This window comes from Ralstonia sp. AU12-08 (genome assembly GCF_000442475.1).
Taxonomy (GTDB): domain Bacteria; phylum Pseudomonadota; class Gammaproteobacteria; order Burkholderiales; family Burkholderiaceae; genus Ralstonia; species Ralstonia insidiosa.
Map to the genome: position 1 here is coordinate 1 of NZ_ASZV01000044.1, position 23,848 is coordinate 23,848.

Annotated in this window: 28 protein-coding genes; 22 read left to right on the forward strand and 6 right to left on the reverse strand. The window is 63.1% G+C overall.

What is annotated here, in order from left to right:
• The 8 genes from C404_RS49945 to bfr all read left to right on the forward strand — a co-directional run.
• Positions 1 to 1,400: ammonium transporter (locus C404_RS49945; protein WP_021196338.1), on the forward strand; the 1,400-nt coding region annotated here is incomplete at its 5' end.
• Between the two features lie 378 nt (positions 1,401 to 1,778).
• Positions 1,779 to 3,074 (forward strand): glutamate--cysteine ligase, encoded by a 1,296-nt coding sequence (gene gshA, locus C404_RS49950; RefSeq protein ID WP_021196339.1) that lies wholly within the window; start codon positions 1,779 to 1,781, stop codon positions 3,072 to 3,074.
• 24 nt (positions 3,075 to 3,098) lie between these two features.
• Positions 3,099 to 4,094: a glutathione synthase gene (gene gshB, locus C404_RS49955; RefSeq protein ID WP_021196340.1), complete on the forward strand. Its 996-nt coding sequence runs from the start codon at positions 3,099 to 3,101 to the stop codon at positions 4,092 to 4,094.
• Between the two features lie 117 nt (positions 4,095 to 4,211).
• Complete coding sequence (locus tag C404_RS49960) at positions 4,212 to 4,667, forward strand: PTS sugar transporter subunit IIA (RefSeq protein WP_021196341.1); 456 nt, start codon at positions 4,212 to 4,214, stop codon at positions 4,665 to 4,667.
• Positions 4,636 to 4,905, forward strand: a complete 270-nt coding sequence (locus C404_RS49965) for an HPr family phosphocarrier protein (RefSeq protein ID WP_021196342.1) — start codon at positions 4,636 to 4,638, stop codon at positions 4,903 to 4,905. The genes C404_RS49960 and C404_RS49965 overlap by 32 nt, the downstream gene beginning before the upstream one ends.
• Before the next feature lie 35 nt (positions 4,906 to 4,940).
• Entirely contained in the window at positions 4,941 to 6,692 is a 1,752-nt protein-coding gene (ptsP, locus tag C404_RS49970) for a phosphoenolpyruvate--protein phosphotransferase (RefSeq protein WP_021196343.1), read from the forward strand.
• Between the two features lie 231 nt (positions 6,693 to 6,923).
• On the forward strand, positions 6,924 to 7,199 hold the full coding sequence (locus C404_RS49975) for a (2Fe-2S)-binding protein (RefSeq protein WP_021196344.1): 276 nt from the start codon (positions 6,924 to 6,926) through the stop codon (positions 7,197 to 7,199).
• 162 nt (positions 7,200 to 7,361) lie between these two features.
• Positions 7,362 to 7,841: a bacterioferritin gene (gene bfr, locus C404_RS49980; protein WP_021196345.1), complete on the forward strand. Its 480-nt coding sequence runs from the start codon at positions 7,362 to 7,364 to the stop codon at positions 7,839 to 7,841.
• Positions 7,842 to 7,912: 71 nt separating this feature from the next.
• Here the strand turns inward: bfr and C404_RS49985 are convergent, their stop codons facing one another.
• The 3 genes from C404_RS49985 to gpmA form a co-directional block, all read right to left on the reverse strand.
• The gene (locus tag C404_RS49985) at positions 7,913 to 8,674 is read right to left on the reverse strand and encodes a HesA/MoeB/ThiF family protein (RefSeq protein WP_021196346.1); all 762 of its coding nucleotides are present in this window, start codon (positions 8,672 to 8,674) and stop codon (positions 7,913 to 7,915) included.
• A 69-nt stretch (positions 8,675 to 8,743) separates the two neighbouring features.
• Positions 8,744 to 10,330 carry a S41 family peptidase gene (locus C404_RS49990; RefSeq protein ID WP_021196347.1) on the reverse strand — a complete coding sequence of 529 codons (1,587 nt, stop codon included), beginning with the start codon at positions 10,328 to 10,330 and terminating at the stop codon, positions 8,744 to 8,746.
• A gap of 118 nt (positions 10,331 to 10,448) precedes the next feature.
• Entirely contained in the window at positions 10,449 to 11,195 is a 747-nt protein-coding gene (gene gpmA, locus C404_RS49995; protein WP_031329807.1) for a 2,3-diphosphoglycerate-dependent phosphoglycerate mutase, read from the reverse strand.
• A gap of 175 nt (positions 11,196 to 11,370) precedes the next feature.
• Here gpmA and C404_RS50000 point away from each other — a divergent pair, with 175 nt between their 5' ends.
• From C404_RS50000 to C404_RS50015, 4 genes are all read left to right on the forward strand, one after another.
• The gene (locus tag C404_RS50000) at positions 11,371 to 11,793 is read left to right on the forward strand and encodes a rhodanese-like domain-containing protein (RefSeq protein WP_021196349.1); all 423 of its coding nucleotides are present in this window, start codon (positions 11,371 to 11,373) and stop codon (positions 11,791 to 11,793) included.
• A 20-nt stretch (positions 11,794 to 11,813) separates the two neighbouring features.
• Entirely contained in the window at positions 11,814 to 12,071 is a 258-nt protein-coding gene (gene grxC / locus C404_RS50005; RefSeq protein ID WP_021196350.1) for a glutaredoxin 3, read from the forward strand.
• A 150-nt stretch (positions 12,072 to 12,221) separates the two neighbouring features.
• Entirely contained in the window at positions 12,222 to 12,743 is a 522-nt protein-coding gene (secB, locus tag C404_RS50010) for a protein-export chaperone SecB (RefSeq protein WP_021196351.1), read from the forward strand.
• Positions 12,744 to 12,852: 109 nt separating this feature from the next.
• Positions 12,853 to 13,869 (forward strand): NAD(P)H-dependent glycerol-3-phosphate dehydrogenase, encoded by a 1,017-nt coding sequence (locus C404_RS50015; RefSeq protein WP_031329808.1) that lies wholly within the window; start codon positions 12,853 to 12,855, stop codon positions 13,867 to 13,869.
• Positions 13,870 to 13,889: 20 nt separating this feature from the next.
• Here C404_RS50015 and trmL read toward each other — a convergent pair whose 3' ends face one another.
• Positions 13,890 to 14,360 (reverse strand): tRNA (uridine(34)/cytosine(34)/5-carboxymethylaminomethyluridine(34)-2'-O)-methyltransferase TrmL, encoded by a 471-nt coding sequence (gene trmL, locus C404_RS50020; protein ID WP_021196353.1) that lies wholly within the window; start codon positions 14,358 to 14,360, stop codon positions 13,890 to 13,892.
• 110 nt (positions 14,361 to 14,470) lie between these two features.
• Positions 14,471 to 15,193, reverse strand: coding sequence for a ComF family protein (locus C404_RS50025; protein WP_021196354.1), 723 nt, complete (start codon positions 15,191 to 15,193; stop codon positions 14,471 to 14,473).
• A gap of 112 nt (positions 15,194 to 15,305) precedes the next feature.
• Here C404_RS50025 and C404_RS50030 point away from each other — a divergent pair, with 112 nt between their 5' ends.
• The 8 genes from C404_RS50030 (at position 15,306) to C404_RS50060 (ending at position 21,971) form a co-directional block, all read left to right on the forward strand.
• Complete coding sequence (locus C404_RS50030; RefSeq protein ID WP_021196355.1) at positions 15,306 to 16,247, forward strand: methyltransferase domain-containing protein; 942 nt, start codon at positions 15,306 to 15,308, stop codon at positions 16,245 to 16,247.
• A 194-nt stretch (positions 16,248 to 16,441) separates the two neighbouring features.
• Positions 16,442 to 16,984 carry a DUF2244 domain-containing protein gene (locus tag C404_RS50035; protein WP_021196356.1) on the forward strand — a complete coding sequence of 181 codons (543 nt, stop codon included), beginning with the start codon at positions 16,442 to 16,444 and terminating at the stop codon, positions 16,982 to 16,984.
• A gap of 47 nt (positions 16,985 to 17,031) precedes the next feature.
• Entirely contained in the window at positions 17,032 to 18,300 is a 1,269-nt protein-coding gene (gene coxB, locus C404_RS50040; RefSeq protein ID WP_031329809.1) for a cytochrome c oxidase subunit II, read from the forward strand.
• A gap of 41 nt (positions 18,301 to 18,341) precedes the next feature.
• Entirely contained in the window at positions 18,342 to 19,946 is a 1,605-nt protein-coding gene (ctaD, locus tag C404_RS50045; protein ID WP_021196358.1) for a cytochrome c oxidase subunit I, read from the forward strand.
• A gap of 59 nt (positions 19,947 to 20,005) precedes the next feature.
• A complete protein-coding gene (locus tag C404_RS60725; RefSeq protein ID WP_021196359.1) occupies positions 20,006 to 20,137 on the forward strand; it encodes a cytochrome oxidase small assembly protein in 132 nt (43 codons plus the stop codon).
• A 59-nt stretch (positions 20,138 to 20,196) separates the two neighbouring features.
• Positions 20,197 to 20,799, forward strand: a complete 603-nt coding sequence (locus tag C404_RS50050; RefSeq protein ID WP_021196360.1) for a cytochrome c oxidase assembly protein — start codon at positions 20,197 to 20,199, stop codon at positions 20,797 to 20,799.
• Positions 20,800 to 20,803: 4 nt separating this feature from the next.
• Positions 20,804 to 21,022 carry a DUF2970 domain-containing protein gene (locus C404_RS50055; protein WP_021196361.1) on the forward strand — a complete coding sequence of 73 codons (219 nt, stop codon included), beginning with the start codon at positions 20,804 to 20,806 and terminating at the stop codon, positions 21,020 to 21,022.
• Between the two features lie 88 nt (positions 21,023 to 21,110).
• Positions 21,111 to 21,971, forward strand: a complete 861-nt coding sequence (locus tag C404_RS50060) for a cytochrome c oxidase subunit 3 (protein ID WP_021196362.1) — start codon at positions 21,111 to 21,113, stop codon at positions 21,969 to 21,971.
• A gap of 105 nt (positions 21,972 to 22,076) precedes the next feature.
• On the opposite strand, the gene C404_RS50065 is transcribed toward C404_RS50060, so the two are convergent.
• Positions 22,077 to 22,286, reverse strand: coding sequence for a twin transmembrane helix small protein (locus C404_RS50065; RefSeq protein WP_021196363.1), 210 nt, complete (start codon positions 22,284 to 22,286; stop codon positions 22,077 to 22,079).
• Positions 22,287 to 22,341: 55 nt separating this feature from the next.
• Here C404_RS50065 and C404_RS50070 point away from each other — a divergent pair, with 55 nt between their 5' ends.
• Positions 22,342 to 23,124, forward strand: a complete 783-nt coding sequence (locus tag C404_RS50070) for an SURF1 family protein (protein WP_021196364.1) — start codon at positions 22,342 to 22,344, stop codon at positions 23,122 to 23,124.
• 52 nt (positions 23,125 to 23,176) lie between these two features.
• Positions 23,177 to 23,845 carry an SCO family protein gene (locus tag C404_RS50075; RefSeq protein ID WP_021196365.1) on the forward strand — a complete coding sequence of 223 codons (669 nt, stop codon included), beginning with the start codon at positions 23,177 to 23,179 and terminating at the stop codon, positions 23,843 to 23,845.
• Positions 23,846 to 23,848 lie beyond the last annotated feature (3 nt).

Here is a 23,848-nt window from a genome sequence, read left to right on the forward strand (position 1 = left end):
CTGCCGCAGCCGCCGCTTCGGAACCGGCCGCCGCGCCGGCCGCCGCAGCCGCTGCGCCTGCTGCCGCCGCACCTGCGGCTGCCACGCCCGTGCCCAACAAGGGCGACACGGCATGGCTGCTGGTCTCTACCGCCTTCGTCATTCTGATGACGTTGCCGGGCCTCGCGCTGTTCTACGGCGGCCTGGTGCGCAAGAAGAACATGCTGTCGGTGCTGATGCAGTGCACGGGCATCTTCTCGCTCATCATCATCCTGTGGGCCATCTACGGCTACAGCTTCGCGTTCACCGAGGGCAATGCGTTCTTCGGCGGGCTCGATCGCCTGTTCCTGAAGGGCCTGACGCCGGATTCGGTGGCTGCCACCTTCAGCAAGGGCGTGGTAGTGCCTGAGTACGCGTACTTCGCCTTCCAGGGCGCGTTTGCCGCGATCACCTGCGCGCTGATCATCGGTGCCTTCGCCGAGCGTGCAAAGTTCTCGGCCGTGCTGCTGTTCGTGGTGCTGTGGTTCACCTTCAGCTACCTGCCGATCGCCCACATGGTCTGGTTCTGGCCGGGTCCGGATGGCTTTACCGATGCCAAGGCCGCTGAGCTGATGACGTCCAAGTCGGGCTGGCTGTTCCAGAAGGGCGCGCTGGACTTCGCGGGCGGTACCGTGGTGCACATCAACGCCGCTGTGGCGGGTCTGGTGGGCGCCTTCCTGTTCGGCAAGCGCATCGGCTTTGGTCGTGAAGCCCTCAAGCCGCACAGCCTGACGCTGACGATGGTGGGTGCCTCGCTGCTGTGGTTCGGCTGGTTCGGCTTCAACGCCGGTTCGGCCCTGGAAGCCAACGGCTCCGCTGCGCTGGCCTTCGTCAACACGCTGCTGGCCACCGCCGCTGCCGTGCTGTCGTGGAGCTTCGGCGAGTGGATCGGCAAGAGCAAGCCGTCGATGCTGGGTGCAGCCTCGGGTGCCGTGGCGGGCCTGGTGGCGATTACCCCGGCGGCTGGCTTTGTCGGCCCGATGGGTTCGATCGCACTGGGCATCCTCGCCGGCCTGCTGTGCCTGTGGGGCGTGAACGGCCTCAAGCGCATGCTGGGCATGGACGACACGCTCGACGTGTTCGGCGTGCACGGCGTGGGCGGTATCCTCGGCGCGCTGCTGACCGGCGTGTTCGCCTCGCCGAGCCTGGGCGGCACCGGCATCTACGACTATGTCGCCAACAAGGTGGCCGACGGCTACTCGATCGGCGGCCAGTTGTGGATCCAGTTCCAAGGCGTGCTGACCACCGTGATCTGGTCTGGCGTGGTGGCCTTCATTTCGTACAAGATCGTCGACGCGGTTGTTGGCCTGCGCGTGCCGGAAGAAGAGGAGCGCGAAGGTCTGGACATCACGTCCCACGGCGAAACGGCCTACGAAGACTGATCCTCTGCCTGATCAAGCAAAAGACCCGGCCACGCGCCGGGTTTTTTGTTGGCGTGGCGCTTGAGCCACCGCGTCTTAACTCCGATGTAAAAAACCTTCAATTGCCTCTCGTTATGCGGACGCTTACATTGCAGACGTGGTTTCCTCCACCTGCAGAACGCTCCCCGTATCTGTCAGGCTATTCCCCAAGCGCGGCAGCCCCGCGCTTTTTTTTGTCCACGTTTTCTGTGTGGTTTTGTGCGTTGCCACACACTTCCCCTTGCGAAACCGTCCGCTGACCGCATATCGATAGCCCGCCATCGTCGGCATGCTGTCTGCAAGCTATTGCCTGTTCCTCTACAATCGGAGCGGGCGATAAATTACATCAATAGGAAGGGTATGGTTCCGCACCTGATCACCGCGCTGAACGGGCCGCTGCTGGAGCTCGAGCAGAAGATTCTTGACGCCACGCCCGCCATCGAACGCTGGTTCCGCCTGGAATGGCAGGAACATACGCCGCCGTTCTACTGTTCGGTCGATTTGCGCAACGCCGGCTTCAAGCTGGCGCCGGTCGACACGAACCTGTTCCCGGGCGGCTTCAACAACTTGTCGCCCGAGATGCTGCCGCTGGCCGTGCAGGCCGCCATGGCAGCCATCGAGAAGATCTGCCCGGACGCCAAGAACCTGCTGCTGATTCCCGAGCGCCATACGCGCAACATGTTCTATCTGCAGAACGTGGCGCGCCTGTCGCAGATCATGCGCCAGGCTGGGCTCAACGTGCGCCTGGGTTCGTTGTCCGAAGACATCAAGGAACCGACGCCGATCGACCTGCCGGATGGACAGCACCTGGTGATCGAGCCGATTTCGCGCATCGGCACCAAGGGCCGCCGCCTGGGCATGGAGAATTTCGATCCGTGCTCGATCCTGCTGAACAACGACCTGTCGGCCGGCGTGCCGCCCATCCTCGAAAACATCAACGAGCAATACCTGCTGCCGCCGCTGCACGCGGGCTGGTCGCAGCGTCGCAAAACGAACCACTTTGCCGCCTACGACGAAGTGGCCAAGAAGTTCGCCAAGCTGATCGACATCGACCCGTGGATGGTCAACCCGTACTTTACCAAGTGCAGCGGCCTTGACTTTCACGAGCGTGCCGGCGAGGAAGAACTCGCCCACGCGGTCGAGACGGTGCTCAAGAAGACCGCCAAGAAGTACAAGGAATACGGCGTGACCGAGACCCCGTACGTGGTGGTCAAGGCGGATGCCGGCACCTATGGCATGGGCGTGATGACCGTGCGTGATCCTTCCGAGGTCAAGGGCCTCAACCGGAAGGAGCGCAACAAGATGAGCGTGGTCAAGGAGGGACTGGAGGTCTCCGAGGTGATTGTGCAGGAAGGCGTGCACACCTTCGAGAAGATCAACGAGGCCGTGGCCGAACCCGTCGTCTATATGATCGACCGCTATGTGGTGGGTGGTTTCTACCGGGTTCACACGGGTCGCGGCGTGGACGAAAATCTGAATGCGCCGGGCATGCATTTCGTGCCGTTGCCGTTTGCGTCGAATTCGCTGCCGGACAGCCACGCCAAGCCGGGCGCCGGCGAGCCGAACCGCTTCTACATGTATGGCGTCGTGGCCCGTCTGGCGTTGCTGGCCGCGTCGCTCGAACTCGAGAAGACCGACCCGAACCCGCTGATCTAAGTACACGCTGTTGAGGGAGCCGCCATGCGCATCCTGTTCATCGTCGATCCACTGTCGACGTTCAAGATCTACAAGGATTCCACCTTCGCGATGATGCGCGAGGCGACGGCACGCGGCTACGCCATCTACACGTGCCTACAGTCGCAACTCACGCTGTCGGGCAACGTGGTCGAAACCGTTGCCACCCCCATCGCCCTGACGGGCAATGAAGAAGACGGGCAGGAGTGGTATCGCGCAGGCGATGCGCGTCTGCTGCCGCTCACCGGCTTTGACGCCGTGCTGATGCGCAAGGATCCGCCATTCGACATGGAATACGTCACCAGCACGTGGCTGCTGGAGATTGCCGAACGCCAGGGCGCACGCGTGTTCAACAAGCCGCAGGCGATTCGTGACCACTCCGAGAAGCTGGCGATTGCGCAGTTCCGCGAGTTCACTGTGCCGACCATCGTGACGCGCGATGCCAAGCGCCTGCGAGATTTCCACGCCGAGCAGGGCGACGTCATTTTCAAGCCGCTCGACGGCATGGGTGGCGCCGGTATCTTCCGCGTGGGGCCGGATGGCATGAACCTCGGTGCCGTGATCGAAACGCTCACCGACAACGGTGCGCGCACGATCATGGCGCAGCAGTACATTCCCGCCATCCGCGAGGGCGACAAGCGTATTTTGCTGATCGGCGGTTCGCCGGTGCCGCATTCGCTGGCACGCATTCCGATGGCGGGCGAAGTGCGCGGCAACCTGGCCGCTGGCGGCACGGGTCGTGCGCAACCCTTGTCCGAGCGTGATCAGGTGATCGCACATGCACTTGCGCCGGTGCTCTGGCAGCGCGGCCTGCTGCTGGTCGGCCTCGATGTCATCGGTGACTACCTGACCGAGGTCAACGTCACCAGCCCGACGTGCTTCCAAGAGATCACCCAGCAGACCGGCTTCAACGTGGCTGGCATGTTCATCGACGCGCTCGAGCGGGCTGCGGGCAAGTCGCCCGGCGCGGGGTTGGGTGGGGCTGGCCGGAAATCGCTCTAGTAAGGCAGCCTAGCCCCTCTGGCGAGGGTCCTCCGCTCGGGGGAATTCCGCAAACTGCGCGCAATCGTCCCAAATGGCCCTGATACAATCGAGGTCACACCGATTCGCTTTTCGATCATGGCAGGGATTCTGATCATCGCTCATGCGCCGTTGGCCAGCGCACTGCGCGATTGTGCTGCACACGTGTATTGCGGTCAGCCCGAGCGGCTGGGTGCAATCGACGTCCTGCCCGACGCCGAGCCGGCCGCCGTGCTGGATCAGGCGCGCGCCAAACTCGCAGAGCTGATCGAGGACAACGGCGCGCTGGTGCTGACCGACATCTTCGGGGCCACCCCCGCCAACATCGCTTCGCGCCTGGCTGAGCCCGGCCGCGTGCGCGTGCTGGCCGGCGTGAACCTCCCGATGCTGGTGCGCGCCATCTGCTATCGCACCGAAAAACTCGAACAACTTGCTGCCAAGGCACTGGCCGGCGGCGCGCAAGGCGTATTGCAGGTCGGCTCGACAGCCGTTCAGAACCAGGTTGCCAACCATCCGGACAAATATGCTGCAGAGGGATATCACCATCATCAATAAGCTCGGGCTGCATGCCCGCGCTTCCGCCAAACTCACGCAGCTCGCCAGCAAGTTCGACAGCCAGATCAAGATGTCGCGCAACGGCCGTCAGGTCGACGCCAAGAGCATCATGGGTGTGATGATGCTGGCAGCAGGCATCGGCTCCACCGTTACGCTGGAGATCGAAGGTCCTGACGAGCAGGCTGCCATGGACGGGCTGGTCGGACTCATCAACGACCGCTTCGGCGAAGGCGAGTAACCCACAACACAACGCAGTTCTCGGCCAGCGTCTCTATGCCATTCACCCTGCACGGCATCCCGGTTTCGCGCGGCATCGCCATCGGCCGTGCGCACATGCTGGCGCGCGCGGCACTGGATGTGTCGCATTACCTCGTCGACGAAGACAAGCTGGATGCCGAGGTCGAGCGCTTGCGTAGCGCCCGGGCCGCTGTACGCAGCGAGCTGGTCACGCTCAAGCATGAACTGCCGGCCGATGCGCCCGAGGAGCTGAGCGCGTTCCTGGCGGTCCACGCGATGTTCGTGGATGATCCGCATCTGTCGCAGGCGGCGGAGAAGCTGATTCGCGAGCGTCGCTACAACGCCGAGTGGGCGCTGACGACGCAGCTCGAAGAGTTGATCCGCCAGTTCGGCGAGATCGAGGACGAATACCTGCGCGAGCGCAAAGCCGATATCGAGCAGGTGGTCGAGCGCATCCTGAAAGTCCTGGCTGGCGCACCTACGTTGGCACCGGCCCCCGCTACGTCTTGCTGCGATCCGGATGCCGGCATGATCGTCGTTGCGCACGACATCGCCCCGGCGGACATGCTGCAGTTTCGCGGCCAAACGTTCGCAGGCTTCGTGACCGACCTCGGCGGGCGCACCTCACATACCGCCATCGTCGCGCGCAGCCTGGACATTCCGGCTGCGGTGGGCGTGCACAACGCCAGCGCGCTGATCCGCCAGGACGACGTCATCGTCATTGATGGCGACAACGGCATCGTCATCGTCGACCCGAGCGAGGCCATCCTCGAGGAATACCGCCACCGCCGCAGCGAGGGCGAACTGCAGAAGAAGCGTCTCGAGCGCTTGCGCCATACGCCCACCGTCACACTCGACGGCACGCAGATCGACTTGCTCGCCAACATCGAGATGCCGGAGGATGCGGCTGCCGCCGTGAAGGCCGGCGCCGTGGGCGTGGGCCTGTTCCGCTCAGAATTCCTCTTCATGAACCGGCGCGGTGCGCTGCCCGATGAGGAGGAGCAGTTCCGCGCATACCGCACGGCGGTCGAGTCGATGCAGGGCCTGCCGGTGACGATCCGCACGATCGACATCGGCGCCGATAAGCCGCTCGATATCCGCGACGATGTGTTTGAGACCGCGCCCAACCCGGCGCTGGGCTTGCGCGCGATTCGCTGGTCGCTGTCGGAGCCGGCGATGTTCCTGACGCAATTGCGCGCGCTGCTGCGGGCGTCAGCCTTCGGGCCAGTGAAGATTCTCGTACCGATGCTCGCGCACGCCCGCGAGATCGACCAGACGCTGGATCTGCTCGCGCGTGCCAAGGCCTCGCTTGACGCCGATGGCCTGGCCTACGACCCGACCGTCAAGGTCGGCGCCATGATCGAGATTCCGGCTGCCGTACTGATCCTGCCGGTGTTCCTGCGCCGCATGGATTTTCTCTCGATCGGCACGAACGACCTGATCCAGTACACGCTGGCCATCGATCGCGCCGACAATGCGGTCGCACATCTGTACGACCCGCTGCATCCGGCGGTGCTGCAGTTGATCGCGCGCACCATCCGCGAAGGGCATCAGGCCGGCAAGCCGGTGTCCGTGTGCGGTGAGATGGCAGGCGATTCGACAATGACGCGCCTGCTGCTCGGCATGGGGCTCACCGAGTTCTCGATGCATCCATCGCAGTTGCTCAGCGTGAAGCAGCAGATCCTGCGCTCGGACCGTCCGCGTCTGATGCGCGAGGCCGACCGCCTGCTGCACACCTGTGAACCCACCGAAATCCAGGATGCATTGGGCGCGCTGGCGCGTGCCTGACCTGCTGAATCTTTAAGCGCCGGCCCCGCACGACTGTCGTGTCGGCGCATCGCCCGTTTCAGGGAAATCTCTCCGCTAAGTGATTGAAATTGCACGTCTTTCCGTGAAAAGACGGCTCGCGCGCACCCGCATGTCCCTGCCGATCGCATGGGGTCGAACAAGAATTGTTCTCATTACCATTCTCTGTTATTCTGGTTTCACAGCGCGTTTTGAGCGCTGCGGAGGAATCCCGTGTACGTCTGCATCTGCAACCAAGTGACCGACCGCGAAATCCATGGCGCCGCCCGTCTGGGTGTGTCGACAATGGACGAACTCGCCGAGACGCTGGGCGTCGGCACCTGCTGTGGACAATGCCGGGACTGCGCCAAGCAGGTACTCGCCGAAGCCGTGAGCTGCATCCCCGTCGATCAGGTGTTGGGCCGTGCAAGCACGCATGCCATAATCGAGCGTCGCGACGAGCCCGTCGCCAACGATCAAGCCATTTCGGCCAGTGCGTTGGCTGCCTGACCCCCAGTTTTCCCGATTCTCGTTTGTCTTGATTCGCCGCGATCTGCCACCTGGGCTGCATAGCCTCGGTGGCATTTGTTGCTTGGGTCAGCACAGGGCTCGCCTTGAACGGACGCGTGCGTGCGTCCATCACCGCAGTTGCCCTTTGCTGGAGCTCCAAGAATGAAAGGCGATAAGAAGGTTATCCAATATCTGAACGCCCAGCTCAAGAACGAGCTGACCGCCATCAACCAGTATTTCCTCCATGCGCGCATGTACGGCCACTGGGGGCTCAAGCGCATCGGCGACCACGAATACAAAGAGTCCATCGGCGAGATGAAGCACGCCGATCGCCTGATCGAGCGCATCCTGATGCTCGAAGGCCTGCCGAACCTGCAGGACCTCGGCAAGCTGATGATCGGCGAGAACACTCCGGAAATGCTCGAGTGCGACCTGAAGCTGGAGAAGGCCGCGCATACCACGGTGGTGGAAGCCATTGCGTACTGCGAGTCGGTCAAGGACTACGTTAGTCGCGAGATTTTCGTCGACATCCTGGACGACACCGAAGAGCACATTGACTGGCTGGAGACGCAGCTGGAGCTGATCGACAAGGTCGGCATCCAGAACTTCCTGCAGTCGCAGATGGAAGCGGACAGCGAGTAATCCTCGTCGATCGGCAAAAAGAAAGGAGGCCTTGGCCTCCTTTTTTGTTGTCCGCGTTCCGTGGACTCGGGCTAGTGCGCGCCACCACAGACCGGGCACGACGCTTGACGCGTTACGCGCATCGTCGTCCATTCCATCGACAGGCCGTCGAGCATCAGCAGGCGCCCGGCAAGCGAGCGGCCGATGCCAGCGATCAACTTGAGCGCCTCGGCGGCCTGCACGGTGCCCACCATGCCGACCAGCGGCGAGAACACCCCCATCGTTGCGCATGCCACATCCGGTGCGGGCTCGTCGGGCGGGAACAGGCACGCGTAGCAGGGGCCGCCGGCGCGGCTGTCAAACACGCTGATCTGCCCGTCAAAGCGGATTGCCGCACCCGACACCAGCGGCACACCCGCACGCACGCAAGCGAGGTTGGCCGCTTGGCGCGTGGCGAAATTGTCTGAGCAATCGAGCACCACGTTCACGCCCGAATTGGACCCATCAAGTAGTGCGCCGATGCTGTCCGCATCCAACCGGCGCTGTACGGCATTGACCTGCACACCGGGGTTCAGCCGCGCGATGGCGGCTTGTGCCGATGCCACTTTCGGTTGCCCGACCGACTCGGTGGTGTGAATGATCTGGCGCTGCAGGTTGGTCAGGTCGACGGTGTCGTCATCGACGATGGTGAGCGTACCTACGCCTGCGGCTGCCAGGTAGGGCAGAGCCGCTGCACCCAAACCGCCCGCGCCGATGACGAGCGCATGCGCTTCCAGCAGGCGCGTCTGCCCTTCGATGCCGATCTCGTCGAGCAGGATATGGCGGGAGTAGCGCAGCAGTTGATCGTCGTTCATGGCAGTGCAATGAAAAAGGCCGTGCAATGCACGGCCTCCTAAGTTTGCCAGTGTTTGCCGGCCGGTGTCTTAACGGGCGCCGCTCGGCTCCGGGGCCGGGATTACGCCGCTGGCCGGGACGTTGGGCTTCGGTGCCGCCGGTTTGGCCTTGGGCTTGGCATCGCTGCTGTCCTTGGCGGCTGGTGACTTGGCCGGCTTGTCCGAGGTCGCCACGGCTTCCAGCACCGACTTCGAACGCTTGACCGGCTGGCCGCGCAACTCGTTGATGGCCTGCTGCAGCATGAAGTCGTCGGCAGAACCGAACTCGATCGGCTTCTTGTTGCGTTCCTTTTCGCGCTGCTCGGGCGTCTTCTTCGCGTTTTCTTCTTCCAGGCGGCGGAGCTCTTCAACGCGGCGCTTTTCGCGCTCGGTCATCTCGCTTTCTTCCGACTCCTGCTTGTTGTGCAGGTGGCGCTCGGTGTCGATCTCGCGGGTGATCAGCGCGTCGTCCGGGTCGCCATCCGGGTTCTGGTCGACCGGGATGTCCGGGCGCACGCCCCAGGCCTGGATCGACTTACCCGACGGCGTGTAGTAGTACGCGATGGTCAGCTTGATGCCGGTGTCGTTCGACAGCGGACGCACCGTCTGCACGGAGCCCTTGCCGAAGGTCGTCTTGCCCATCGTCTTGGCGCGGTGGTGATCCTGCAGCGCGCCGGCTACGATTTCCGACGCCGATGCCGTATAGGCGTTGGTCAGCACGATGATCGGCACCGTCTTGAACTCGGGGTCCAGACCCGCCAGCGGATCGGCGTCGAGGTTGCTCAGGCGGTAGTTGGCGAAGCTCGCCTTGTACGTGCGCTTGGCATCCGGCACCTGGCCGTTGGTCGAGACCACGGTCACATCCGGCGGCAGGAACGCGGCCGACACGCCCACAGCGGCTTGCAGCACGCCGCCGCCGTTGTTACGCAGATCCAGGATCAGGCCCTTCAGGTGGCCGTCCTGTTTTGCCAGGTCATTGAGCTTCTTGGCCAGGTCCGGCACCGTGCGTTCCTGGAAGCTGGTGATGCGCACCCAGGCGATACCGTTGTCCAGCAGCTTGGCCTTGACCGACTGCACCTGGATTTCGGCGCGGGTGATCGTGAGCGGGAAGGTGCGCTCTTCCTTCTTGCGATAGATGGTGAGGGTGACCTTGGTGCCCGGTGCGCCGCGCATGCGCTTGACGGCCTGCTCCAGCGGCATGCCGCGCACGGGCTTGTCGTCGATGCGGGTGATCAGGTCGCCCGGCTGCACGCCGGCGCGGAAGGCGGGGGTGTCTTCAATCGGGTTGATGACCTTGACCAGGCCTTCTTCCTGCGAAATCTCGATGCCCAAGCCGGCAAAACGGCCCTGGGTGCCTTCCTGGAGTTCCTGGAAGTCCTTCTTGTCGAGGTACGCCGAATGCGGGTCAAGGCTGGAGACCATGCCCTTGATGGCTTCGGTCAGCAGTTTGTCGTCGTCCACCGGCTCGACGTATTCGCGCTTTATCTGGCCAAAGATATCGGCCATGAGCCTGAGCTTTTCCAGCGGGAGCGGCCCAACCGTCGCGTTCTGCGCGGTGGCGGAGAGCTGGAGCGTCGCCAGAACCCCGGTGACGAGGCCGATGGCGATCAAGCTGATGTTCTTGAGCGAAGTTCGCATGTGTCGAGCGTGGACGTGGGAACAGTAGATAAACATGGCCCGGGGTGGCTCGCGCACATCCCGGGCTACAGGCTTCGACAGTATAAAGGCGTTGGAGTGCCAAACGCCTCGTTACGGTTTATTTCGACTTACCCTGGCTGGCCACCGCCGCGAGGGATGCGGCAATCGCTTCCTGGTCGCCCAGATAATAGTGGCGGATCGGCTTGAGGTTGGCGTCCAGTTCATACACCAGCGGCGTGCCATTGGGAATGTTCAGGCCGACGATGTCAGCGTCCGAAATGCCATCGAGGTACTTCACCAGCGCGCGGATGCTGTTGCCGTGCGCGGCGATCACCACGCGCTGGCCGCTCTTGATGGCCGGGGCGATCGACTCCTCCCACAGCGGCAGCACGCGCGCGACGGTGTCCTTCAGGCACTCGGTCAGGGGCACTTGCTCGCGCGACAGGCCCGCGTAGCGCGGGTTGCCGAAGGCGTCGTTCTCGGCACCGGGCTCCAGGGCGGGCGGCGGCGTGTCGTAGCTGCGGCGCCAGACCAGGACCTGCTCATCGCCGAACTTGGCGGCGGTTTCGCCTTTGTTGAGGCCCGACAGCGCGCCATAGTGGCGCTCGTTCAGGCGCCACTCGTTGCGGGTCGGAATCCACATCAGGTCCATTTCATCCTGCACGTGCCACAGCGTGCGGATCGCGCGCTTGAGCACCGAGGTGTAGGCCAGATCGAAGGTGAAGCCGGCTTCGCGCAGCAGTTTGCCGCCTTGGCGGGCTTGTTTGACACCGGTCTCGGTCAGGTCGACGTCGACCCAGCCGGTGAAACGATTCTCCAGATTCCACGTCGATTCGCCGTGCCGGATGAGAACGAGCTTATGCATGACTGCCATGATGAGAAGTGAGAAAACCTGCGCGCGGACCTGCGGCGATGCGTCGTGACGTCATCGTGCGGCCGCCGAAACCGACTATTTTATAATGCCGCCCGAATAGAGCCACCCCCGTGCGCACCCGACCCGTTCGGATGAGCCCGCCCGATCCATCCAGGAAACCCATACCGTGAAGTTCTTCGCCGATTACAACAACCTCGCCCTGCTTGCTGTCGCCATCGTTTCGGGTCTGCTACTGATCTGGGGGCCCATCCAGCGCCGCCTTGCTGGTGGCGGCGGTGCCCAGGTGGGTGCTTCGGTTGCCACCCAGCTCATCAATCGCCGCAACGCAGTCGTGGTGGATGTGCGCGAGAGTGCTGAATACGCCGCAGGGCATCTGCCACAAGCCAAGCATGCGCCGCTCGGCGAGCTCGAAGGCAAGGCCGCCGGCCTTGCAAAGAACAAAGAGACCCCCATCATCCTCGTATGCCAGACCGGCCAGCGCGCTGGGAAGGCGCAAGCAGTCTTGAAGCAGGCCGGTTACAGTGAGGTCTATTCGCTCGAGGGCGGATTGGCCGCGTGGCAGCAGGCAGGCCTTCCGGTCGTCAAATAAAGAAACGAGGTTTTGAAGTTATGGCGCACGTGGTTATGTACAGCACCACCGTCTGCCCCTATTGCGTGGCAGCGGAACGACTCCTGAAGCAGCGCGGCGTCGAACAGATCGAAAAGATCCTGATCGACCGCGAACCCGGCAAACGCGAAGAGATGATGACGCGCACGAACCGTCGCACCGTGCCGCAGATCTACATCGACGATCGCCACATTGGCGGCTTCGATGATCTCTCTGCGCTGGACCGCGAAGGCGGGCTGGTGCCACTGCTGGCGGCCTGAGCGCCACACCAAAACGCCCGGCTTTGACCGGGCGTTGCACATTTAGGCCTGCTCTCATGGTGGGCACGATTGCGTCATGTACCATACGCGTCTTGCGCGTGGGACACATCCCCGCCGCGCACTGACCATACATCTATCTGAAGGCGAGTCATGAGCGACCAGCAACAGCAGCAACCGGGCCAGGATGGCCAGCCGTTCTTCAACATTCAGCGCGTCTACCTGAAGGACCTGTCGCTGGAGCAACCGAACTCGCCGCACATCTTCCTGGAACAGGAACAGCCGAGCGTGGAAGTGCAGGTGGATGTGTCCGCCTCGCAACTGGCCGAAGGCGTGTTTGAAGTGGTGGTGATCGGTACGGTCACGACCAAGGTGCAAGAGAAGGTGGCCTTCCTGGTGGAAGCCAAGCAAGCCGGCATCTTCGACATCCGCAACGTGCCGGACGAGCAGATGGACCCGCTGCTGGGCATCGCCTGCCCGACCATCGTGTACCCGTACCTGCGCTCGAACATTGCCGACACCATCGGCCGTGCTGGCTTCCAGCCGATCCACCTGGCGGAAATCAACTTCCAGGCCCTGTACGAGCAGCGCCTGGCTGCCGCCATGGAGCAAGCTCAAGCTGCCGGCGGTAACAGCGGTCTGGTGATGCCGGACGGCTCGAAGGCCACCCACTAAATAAGAGGCGCACCGCGCCAGTAGCCCGCGCCGGCCTACGCTCGCGCGGGCTTTTTCTTTTGCTCGACCTTTTGCCTGATCGATCCGAATTTTGAACATGCACACGCGCATGCGAATTTCCGTTCTGGGTGCCGGCGCCTGGGGCACTGCCCTGGCCAGCCATGCCGCGCAATCACACGATGTCGTGCTGTGGGGACGTGACGCCAATCTCGTCACGCAGATGGCCGCCACGCACATCAACGAACCGTATCTGCCGGGCATCACGCTGCAGGCGTCGCTGCGCTTCGATACGGACCTGCATGCTGCGCTGGATCACGCTGCTGGCGAGGATGCATTGGCCGTCATCGCCTCGCCTGTTGCCGGGTTGGCGGACCTGACCCGTGCGGTTGCCGCGCACGGTGGTGTGCGTAACGTGATCTGGTTGTGCAAGGGGTTCGACCCGCAGACCAGCGCATTGCCACACGCCATCGTGGCCGAGGTGTTGGCGCAGACCGGTCGCACGGATCTGGTGACGGGCGTGCTGTCCGGCCCAAGCTTTGCCAAGGAGGTCGCACAAGGTTTGCCGTGCGCGATGACGGTGGCGTCCACCAGCGCCGCACTGGGCAAGCTCACGCAACGCGGCTTCCACCATCACGCGATGCGTGTGTATGCGAGCGATGACCTCGTCGGTGTGGAGGTGGGCGGTGCCGTCAAGAACGTGCTGGCCATTGCGACCGGCACGGCAGATGGTCTGGGCCTGGGCTTGAATGCGCGCGCGGCATTGGTGACGCGCGGCTTGGCTGAGATGACGCGCCTGGGCATCGCACTGGGTGGCCGTCCGGAAACCTTTATGGGCCTGACCGGCATGGGCGATTTGCTGCTCACCGCCACGGGCGATCTGTCACGCAATCGCACCGTCGGCATGCAGCTCGCACAGGGCCGTTCGCTTGACGACATCCTGCACAGTCTCGGCCACGTCGCCGAGGGCGTGCGTTGTGCACGGGCTGTCGCCGCGTTGGCGAGCGCCAAAGGCGTCGACATGCCGATCACCTTTACGGTGTGCGAAGTCCTGTTCGAGGGGCTTGCGCCTGCACGCGCAGTGGATCGTCTGCTACAGCGCGACGCGAAATCCGAATCCGCGCGTTGATCCTGATGGAAGGCCGGCGCTCAGGCGCCGCCTTCGAAGCCGTTCTGCCGCCACGCTTCGAACACCACCACCGCCACGGTGTTCGATAGATTCAGGCTGCGGTTGTCGGGCCGCATCGGCAGGCGGATGCGCTGCGACGTGGGAAACCACTCGCGGCGTTCTTCAGACAGCCCGCGCGTTTCCGATCCAAACACGAACCAGTCGCCCGGCTGGAAGGCCATGCTGGCAAACGGCGTGGAGCCCCGCGTGGTGAGCGCGAACATGCGTGCCGGATCGGGCTGCCCATCCCGTAGAAAGGCGTCCCAATCGGCATGCACGCGCATCGTTGCGTACTCGTGATAGTCGAGGCCGGCGCGGCGCATGCGGGCGTCTTCCAGCGGAAACCCTAGCGGTTCGATCAGATGCAGCTGCGCGCCCGTGTTGGCGCACAGGCGGATCACATTGCCCGTGTTGGGCGGGATTTCGGGCTCGACGAGGACGACGTTGAACATGATGGCTGGCCAAGGAAATTTCGGCGGCGAGCTTATCTAGATTGACGAGGGTTGTCACCCCGCCACAGTGCCACACTCGGGCCGCGACACAATGTCGCATAAGCATGTAACTAGGGCGTACGCAAGGCAACCACGTTGGTGACACGCGTGGCGCCTGCGCGCTTGAGTCGGGTGGCAATCTCGCCGAGGGTGGCGCCGGTGGTCATCACATCGTCGATGACGCCGACATGGCGCCCCGCAATGCTGCCCGCGTCCGTCACCTCGAAGGCGCCGTGCAGGTTGGTCAGGCGCTCGGCGCGGTCGAGCGAGGCTTGGGCGGGGTTGTCGCGCACGCGACGCAGCCCATCTGCCTTGGCGGGAATGGCGAGTTGCCCGCCCAGCCGCCGGGTGATCTCCCAAGCCTGGTTGTAGCCGCGCGAGCGCAGGCGGGCTGCCGATAGCGGCACTGGCAACAGCAGATCCGGCAAGCCGCCCGGCGCGGCAGTCAGCGCATCCCTCAAACGGTCGGCCAGCCACGCCGCGAGCGGCAACTGCGCGCGAAACTTCAATCCGGTGACGAGGTGATCGAGCGGCCAGCCGTAGTCCGCAATGACGACGGTGGCATCAAAGTCCGGCATGCCGGCTAGGCAGGCGGGGCAATGCCGGGCGATATGCCGGGTCTCTAGCGCGATGGCGCACTGGATGCAACGCCGCCGGTACAGCAGCGGCACCAGATCGTCCATACAGCCGGCGCAGACCAGTTCACGCTGGACTGCGCCGCACAGCGCGCAGGCACACGGCAACAGCTGCCGCAGGCCGGCATGAAACCATTGGCGCAACAGGGTTGGGGACATAGCAGCCAAAAGCCGCCATCCCAGCCGATTTGCGGCCAATGCGCCATCAGACGGCGCCTGAAACATCCCGCCGGTATACTTACTGACCGCAGTTCCTGCCTGGTTTTTGCTGATGTCCGATCCCGTTCTCGCCCATCCTGCCGCCTTGCGGCGCGCTTTCGATCGCCGCGCCGCGCGTTTTGCCGACGTGGACTTCCTGCTGCGCGAGGTCGGGGCCCGGATGCAGGACCGGTTGTCGTACATCAAGCTGGCGCCGTCGCGTGCGCTGGACCTGGGCTGTGGCCTTGGACAAGGGCTGGCGGTGCTGCGCGCGCAGTACCCGGATGCGCAGATCTGCGGCGTGGATTGGTCCTCCGCCATGCTGGCGCGGGCGACGCAGCTCGATCCGCAACGCACGGACACCGGCTGGCTCGGCCGGCTGCTGAAGAAGCGCCCCGTCTTCGATTTCGCTCAGGCGGACTTCCGCGCCCTGCCATTTGCAGATGCGTCGTTCGACCTGCTGTGGTCCAACCTGGCGCTGCACTGGGACCCATCCCCGCACGCGATCTTCCCGGAATGGCACCGCATCACCACGGAAGGAGGTCTGCTGATGTTCAGCCTGTTCGGTCCGGACACCCTGCGCGAGCTGCGCAGCGCGCTGGCTGGTATCGACGCGGGCGTGCACACCCTGCGCTTTGTCGACATGCACGACATTGGCGACATGCTGGTGCATAGCCGCTGGTCCACGCCCGTAATGGACATGGAGCAGATCACCATCACCTACGAGACGCCGCAGGCGCTGCTGGCCGACGTGCATCTGCTGGGCGGCATGGCCGGCCTCATGGATGAAAGCGGCCGCAACCTGGCCGGCGCAGGCCTGCACACGCCGCGTTGGCGCCAACGGCTGTTTGACGCGCTCGACGCTCAGCGCAATCCTGAGGGCCTGATTCCGCTCACGTTCGAGGTCGTCTACGGCCATGCCTGGAAGCTGGCGCCCACGCGTCGGCAGGCGCTGGATGATGAGGGGCGGGCGATGATCCCAGTCGATCAGATCGGCCGCAAACCGCGCGCCTGAGGCGGTTCTTGATGCGGGAACGGTATTGATAGCCGCTTGTCAAGCCGGGACTTGCATAAAGGCGCTTTACCTTGTTTGGGGTCAATTGGGACCATATACTGTGCCGGTTTGTCGCAGCAGTCCCCCCTAAGGCCTATCCCGTTTGTTGCCACGGGCGAACCGATCGGGTATGCATCCGAGGCAGGAGTGGTTCAATGCACGACATTGCAAATGTATGCGTTGATACGGCGCTCCAGCCAGCATGTGGCGCCTCCACCGTTCCGGAATCGCCGCGCAAGAACTGGCTCATGAAGCGAAACTGCTCGCTTTCACCCCGCCAGGTCGGCTGGTTCTACCTCTCGATTGTCATCCTCTCGTTCGCGATCGCTTCGTTCTTTGCGTGGCAAGGTGCGTGGTTGGTGTTGCCTTTCTCGGGGCTGGAGGTCGCGATTCTCGGTTGGGCGTTGCTGTACTATGCCCGCCACGCCTCTGATTACGAGCATGTCTGGCTGGAAGACGGCGCGCTGGTGATCGAACAGGTGAGCGTCAACCAGCAGGTGCGTTATGTGCTCAATCCGCAGTGGGTGCGCGTTGAACCAAGCTTGCCGCAAAGTGAGCCCCTTCAGGAGCTGATTGCGCTGCATTCCGGTGGACGTGTCGTGCGGATCGGTCGATTTCTCGATCCGGCTGGGCGGCGCAAGCTTGCGAACGAGCTTTCCCGGTGTTTGGGACAGGGGCAACCAACCCAGGTCTCATGAGCCGCGCACCGGGGCAGAGTGGAATCTGTAAATTGGGTAGATAAAAAATGAAAATGTTGAATAAGACATTGGCAAGTTTGCTGGCGGCAGGCTCACTCCTCGCCTTCGGTCAAACGGCTCTGGCAGTGGAAGACATGCCAGGCGGCCCCGCAGTGATGCAGCTCAATCTCGCGCCCCCGGTCACCAAGATCGCTGCCGAGATCCATTGGCTGCACTACATGATGCTGATCATCTGTATCGTGATCTTCATCGGTGTGTTCGGGGTGATGTTCTACTCCATTTTCAAGCACCGCAAATCGCTGGGCCACAAGCCGGCGACGTTCCACGAAAGCACCACCGTCGAAATCATCTGGACCATCGTGCCGTTCCTGATCGTGATCGGGATGGCGCTGCCGGCCACCAAGGCCGTGGTCGCGATGAAGGACACCACCAATTCTGACCTCACCATCAAGGCCACCGGTTACCAGTGGAAGTGGGGTTACGACTATCTGAAGGGCGAGGGCGAGGGCATTTCGTTCCTTTCCACGCTCACCACGCCGCGCGAGCAGATCAACAACCAGGCGCCCAAGAGCACCACGTACCTGATCGAGGTGGACAACGAGGTCGTGGTGCCGGTCAACCGCAAGGTGCGTATCGTCACCACCGCCAACGACGTGATTCACTCGTGGATGATCCCGGCATTCGGCGTGAAGCAGGATGCGATTCCGGGCTTCGTGCGCGACACGTGGTTCAAGGCCGAGAAGGTCGGCGTGTACCGCGGCCAGTGCGCCGAGCTGTGCGGCAAGGAACACGCCTTCATGCCGATCGTCGTGCGCGTCGTGTCCGACGCCGACTACACCAAGTGGGTCGACGGCAAGAAGAAGGAAATGGCCGCCAAGGCTGATGATCCGAACAAGGTCTACACGCTGGATGAGCTGAAGACGCGCGGCGAGAAGGTCTACACCGCCAACTGCGCGGTCTGCCACCAGCCGAACGGCAAGGGCGGTGGTCCGTTCCCCGCACTGGACGGCTCGAAGATCGCCAATGGCCCGCTGGCCGGCCACGTGGACATCGTGCTGCACGGCAAGGCCGCAATGCCGCCCTGGGCCTCGGCGCTCAACGATGTGGAAATCGCTTCCGTCATCACGTACGAGCGAAACAACTGGGGCAACCATACCGGTGACCTGCTGCAACCGTCGCAAGTGAAGGACGCGCGCGGCGGCAAGATGCCCGAAGGCGGCGGCGCCAAGACTGCCGCTGCTGAACCCGCCGGCAAGGTGGCCGCCAAGATTGCTGACCAACAAGCGACTGCGGCCCAAGACCGCAGCGCAAGCTGATTGATCGTCTGCGTGACGAAACGAATTCAAGGAGTTTTGCGATGAGCACCGCTGTTACGCAACCGCAAGATCACGCGCACGGTCATGGAGACGACCACGCGCACGACCATCCGCACGGCTGGCGCCGTTGGCTGTTCGCGACCAACCACAAGGACATCGGTACGCTGTACCTGCTGTTCTCCTTCGCGATGCTGCTCTCGGGCGGCACGCTGGCACTGCTGATCCGCCTTGAGTTGTTCGAGCCGGGCCTGCAGTTCTTCCATCCGGAACTGTTCAACCAGTTCACCACGATGCACGGCCTGATCATGGTGTTCGGCGCGATCATGCCGGCCTTTGTGGGCTTCGCGAACTGGATGATCCCGCTGCAGGTCGGCGCCTCCGACATGGCCTTCGCGCGGATGAACAACTTCAGCTTCTGGCTGCTGCCGCCTGCAGCCATCCTGCTGGTGGGCTCGTTCTTCGCGCCGGGTGGTGCCACGGCTGCCGGCTGGACGCTCTACGCGCCGCTGTCGGTACAGATGGGCCCGGGCATGGACATGGCGATCTTCGCGGTGCACATCATGGGTGCCTCGTCGATCATGGGCTCGATCAACATCATCGTGACCATCCTCAACATGCGTGCCCCCGGCATGACGCTGATGAAGATGCCGATGTTCTGCTGGACGTGGCTGATCACGGCCTACCTGCTGATCGCTGTGATGCCGGTGCTGGCAGGCGCGATCACCATGGTGCTGACCGACCGCCACTTTGGCACGAGCTTCTTCTCGGCCGCCGGCGGTGGTGACCCGGTGATGTACCAGCACATCTTCTGGTTCTTCGGGCACCCCGAGGTGTACATCATGATCTTGCCGGCGTTCGGCATCATCAGCCAGATCGTGCCGGCCTTCGCGCGCAAGCCGCTGTTCGGCTACAGCTCGATGGTGTACGCGACGGCCTCGATCGCCATCCTGTCGTTCATCGTGTGGGCGCACCACATGTTCACGACTGGTATGCCTGTCACCGGCCAGCTGTTCTTCATGTACGCGACGATGCTGATTGCGGTGCCGACCGGCGTGAAGGTCTTCAACTGGGTGGCCACGATGTGGCGCGGCTCGATGACGTTCGAGACGCCGATGCTGTTCGCCCTGGGCTTCATCTTCGTGTTCTCGATCGGCGGTCTCACGGGCCTGATCCTGGCCGTGGCCCCGATCGACATTCAGCTGCAGGACACCTACTACGTGGTGGCGCACTTCCACTATGTGCTGGTGGCCGGTTCGCTGTTCGCGCTGTTCGCGGGCTTCTACTACTGGGGTCCGAAGTGGTCGGGCTACATGTACAACGAGACGCGCGGCAAGATCCACTTCTGGGGTTCGATGATCACCTTCAACCTCACGTTCTTCCCGATGCACTTCCTGGGCCTGGCCGGCATGCCGCGTCGCTATGCGGACTACCCGCAGCAGTTCGCCGACTTCAACGCAGTCGCGTCGATCGGCGCACTGGGCTTCGGCTTGATGCAGGTGTACTTCTTCTTCTTCGTGGTGCTGCCGTCGTACCGCGGTGGCGAGAAGGCCGCCGACAAGCCGTGGGAGGGCGCAGAAGGCCTGGAGTGGACCGTGCCGTCGCCGGCGCCGTTCCACACCTTTGAAGAACCGCCGCACGTGCATTAATGCCGGCGTCGCGGGGCCGGTCTGTGCCGGCCCCCGACCCTGCGACCTTCCAGACAACGATGTCGAATCCAGAAAAAAGCCCGACGCCCGAGCAACGTGCCAACAACCGCCGGCTCGCGTTCATTCTTGCCACCATTGCGTTGGTTTTCTTTCTGGGTGTGATTTTCAAGCGCGTGGTGTTCGGCGGTTAGCCGAATCGGTGACGAACGCGCGATCTGTCGATCTGTCCCTTGCTGAATCAAGACCACATATGAGCCAGATGCCGGCCCAAGACCGTCAAGACGATCGGACCATCGAACGTGGCCTGAATCGCGCCATGCTCGGCAAGCTGGCCGTGGTGGTCGTGATCATGTTCGGCTTTGGCTACGCGATGGTGCCGCTGTACAAGAAGATCTGCGAGCTCACCAACATCAACGTGCTGAACACCCGAGACGAGGATGGCGGCGCACTGCGCAATTCGCAGGTCGACACGTCGCGCACGATCACGGTGGAGTTCGATTCGAACAGCCAGGGGCCATTCCGCTTCCGCCCGGTCAAAAACAGCATGGAAGTCCACCCGGGCGAGATCAGCCAGATCGTCTACGAGGTGGTGAACAAGGAAGGGCGCACGGTCGAGGCGCAGGCCATCCCGAGTTACGCGCCCAAGCAGGCAACCGAGTTCTTCAAGAAGATCGAGTGTTTCTGCTTCAAGCAGCAGACGCTGACTGCAAACGAATCGCGCGAGATGCCCGTTGTATTTGTGATCGATCCGGAGCTTCCGAAAGACGTGAAGACGATCACCTTGTCCTACACTTTCTTTGAAATCCACGCACCGTCGGCCATTACGCCGGCGATGCCAAGCAAAGGAACGTAAGGACATGGACGACCTCAAGGAAGCGACCAAGCGACGCGCGTCATTCGCACAGACGATGAAGGCGGTGTTCTGGTCCTTCTTCGGGGTGCGCAAGGGGCGCGATCATGACCGTGACATGGCGCAGTTGAATCCTGTGCACGTGATCATCGCTGGCCTGTTGGCGACAGCATTGTTCATCTTTGTGCTGCTGATGATCGTGCGCGCAGTGGTTGGTTCGCAGTAGCAGGTGGAAGGTTGAGGAGACGGCCTGCGCAGCATGGGCCGGGCAACATCGAGTGAATTCTTAAAAAAATAGAGCTGGAGAAAAAGAGATGAGTGCGAATCGAGCGAACGCTCCGTACTACTTCGTGCCTGGGCCGTCGCGGCATCCGATTTCGGCAAGCATCGGCTTGCTGATCGTGCTGCTGAGTTCCGCGGCATGGGTGAACGCGCAGCCGTGGGCGCCGTGGACTTTCTTGGTCGGCCTAGTGTGGTTCCTGTTCGTGTTGCGTTCGTGGTTTGCCGACGCCATCTCCGAATCCGAGGGTGGCAAGTACGGTGATCGCGTGGACGCCTCGTTCCGTTGGTCGATGAGCTGGTTCATCTTCTCGGAAGTGATGTTCTTCGCAGCGTTCTTCGGCGCGCTGTTCTACGCCCGCGAGATCGCCATGCCCTGGCTGGGCGATCTGAACAACAAGCTGCTGTGGCCCGACTTCAATGCCCTGTGGCCGAATACCGGCCCGGCGGGCACGGTCAAGCCGTTCACGACAATGGGCCCGTGGCCGATTCCGACCATCAACACGGCGCTGCTGCTGACCTCGGGTGTGACGCTTACGTGGGCGCACCACGCCCTGCGCGAGGGCAAGCGTACCCAGGTGATCCAGGGTCTGCTGCTGACGATTCTCCTGGGCTTCACGTTCATGGGCTTCCAGGCGTTTGAATACATCCACGCGTATCACGAGCTGAACCTGAAGCTGACGTCCGGTATCTACGGCTCGACGTTCTTCCTGCTGACGGGTTTCCACGGTTTCCACGTGACGATGGGCGCGATCATGCTGTCCGTGGTGCTGGGTCGCGTGATCAAGGGGCACTTCACGCCGGATCATCACTTCGCGTTTGAAGGTGCCGCGTGGTACTGGCACTTTGTGGACGTGGTCTGGCTCGGCCTGTACGTAGTGGTGTACTGGCTGTAAGGCAAGAGTGGATTGGGGCGACGTATTTGTCGCCTCGCGCCTAAGCCGACAAATGCCGCAGACGGGACACCGCTGCGGCGTTTTCGTTTTTCTGGCGTGGGTGAATTACTGGCCGAACTGGATGCCGGTGCTGTGGATCCAGCCCAACCGGTTCGCAACCAGGATGAAGATGAACAGCGCAATCGAGAACCCGACGCGGAACATCAGCGAGCGGACGGTGCGGTTGCTGTTGCCCTTGTCGCGCATCAGGAAGAACAGCGCGGAGGCAAGGCTGCCGAGGATCAGCAGAAACGCGATGGCAACGACGATGCGCATGGAAGGTTGAGAACTTGGAAATGGTTGCCGTGCATTATCTCACCGGGTGGACACGATGACCGCGCGCGTGCCACTGCGCCAGTGGTTTGCGCCGGTGCCGATGCTGGCGGGCGTGCTGCTGATTGTGCTCACGTGTGCGCTCGGGCGGTGGCAGTTGTCGCGTGCGCATGAGCGTATCGACAAGCAGGCGCGCATCGAGGCGCTGCAGAACGCGCCCGTGCAGCGCGTCACTGCGCAACCGGTCGCGGCCGATGCGGTGCTGTACCGGCCGGTGCTGCTGCGCGGCACGTTTGACGTGGCGCATACGGTGCTGCTCGACAACCGCCCGCACATGACCAACGGCGTGTCGCGCGCCGGGTTCGAGGTGCTGATCCCGTTCGTGCTGGAAGGGGCGGGTGGGCCGGAGGGGCGCAATGCGGTGTTGGTCAACCGTGGCTGGCTGCCGCGTGATCCGGTGGACCGCACGCGCATCGCGCCGTACACCACGCCAGCCGGTGAAGTGCAGGTCGAAGGGATTGCGGTGCCACATGCCAGCCGCGTTTTCAACCTGGGGCGGAAGGACGGAGCAGGTGAAGTCGGCCAGCGACTTAGGCAGAATATCGACCTCGACGCTTTTTCGCGCGAAATCGGCTTGCCCCTGCAGCCCTTTGTGGTGGAGCAGCAATCCGACGCGCAAGACGGTCTGGCGCGCGATTGGCCGCGCGCAGACCTAGGCGCCGACCGCAATTATGGTTACGCCTTCCAGTGGTTCGCGATGGCGGCGGCGGTGCTGACCTTGATGGTTGTCTACAGCGTGCGACGCTATCGTCGCTTGGCGGGCCCTTCTGAGCCCGTCTGAATACGAACACGTGTTGCGGCTTAGTGCCGCAGCTGAATGCATTAGGAATCACATGGTGAACCAGGAATCTGCACCGGGCACGCCCGGCACACGCGCCGCGCCCGCCGCTTTGTCCACGGATGCGCGCATCGATGCGCGCACGCGCCGGGGCCGCCTGATGATGCTGTTCCTGCTGCTGGTGTGCGCATCGCCGGTGATTGCGTCGTACCTCGCGTACTACGTCTTCACGCCGGCCGGCGGCAAGGCCGCGTATGGCGCGCTGGTCGAGCCGCAGCGCCCGATCCCGACCGGCCTGATGGTGCAGGACGAGCACGGCGCAGAAGTGCCGCTCGCCAGCCTCAAGGGCAAGTGGTTGATGGTCTCGGTGGACAACAGCGCCTGCGACGACAACTGCGCGCGCAAGCTCTTCACCATGCGCCAACTGCGCATCGGCCAGGGCCCGGACCGCGACCGCATCATCCCCGTATGGCTGGTCACGGATCGCGGCGCGATCGACCCACGCCTGATGAAGGCCTACAACGATGACTACGCCGCCGCTCGCTTCCTGCGCGCGCCTGAACTGCCCAAGGACTGGCTAACCGACGGCAAGACGCCGGCAACCGACCACATCTTCCTGATTGACCCGCTCGGTAACCTGATGATGGTGTTCCCGAAAGACCCGGACCCGAAGAAAGTGCGCGGCGACCTGACGCGGCTGCTCAAGTATTCGCGTATCGGATAAGTC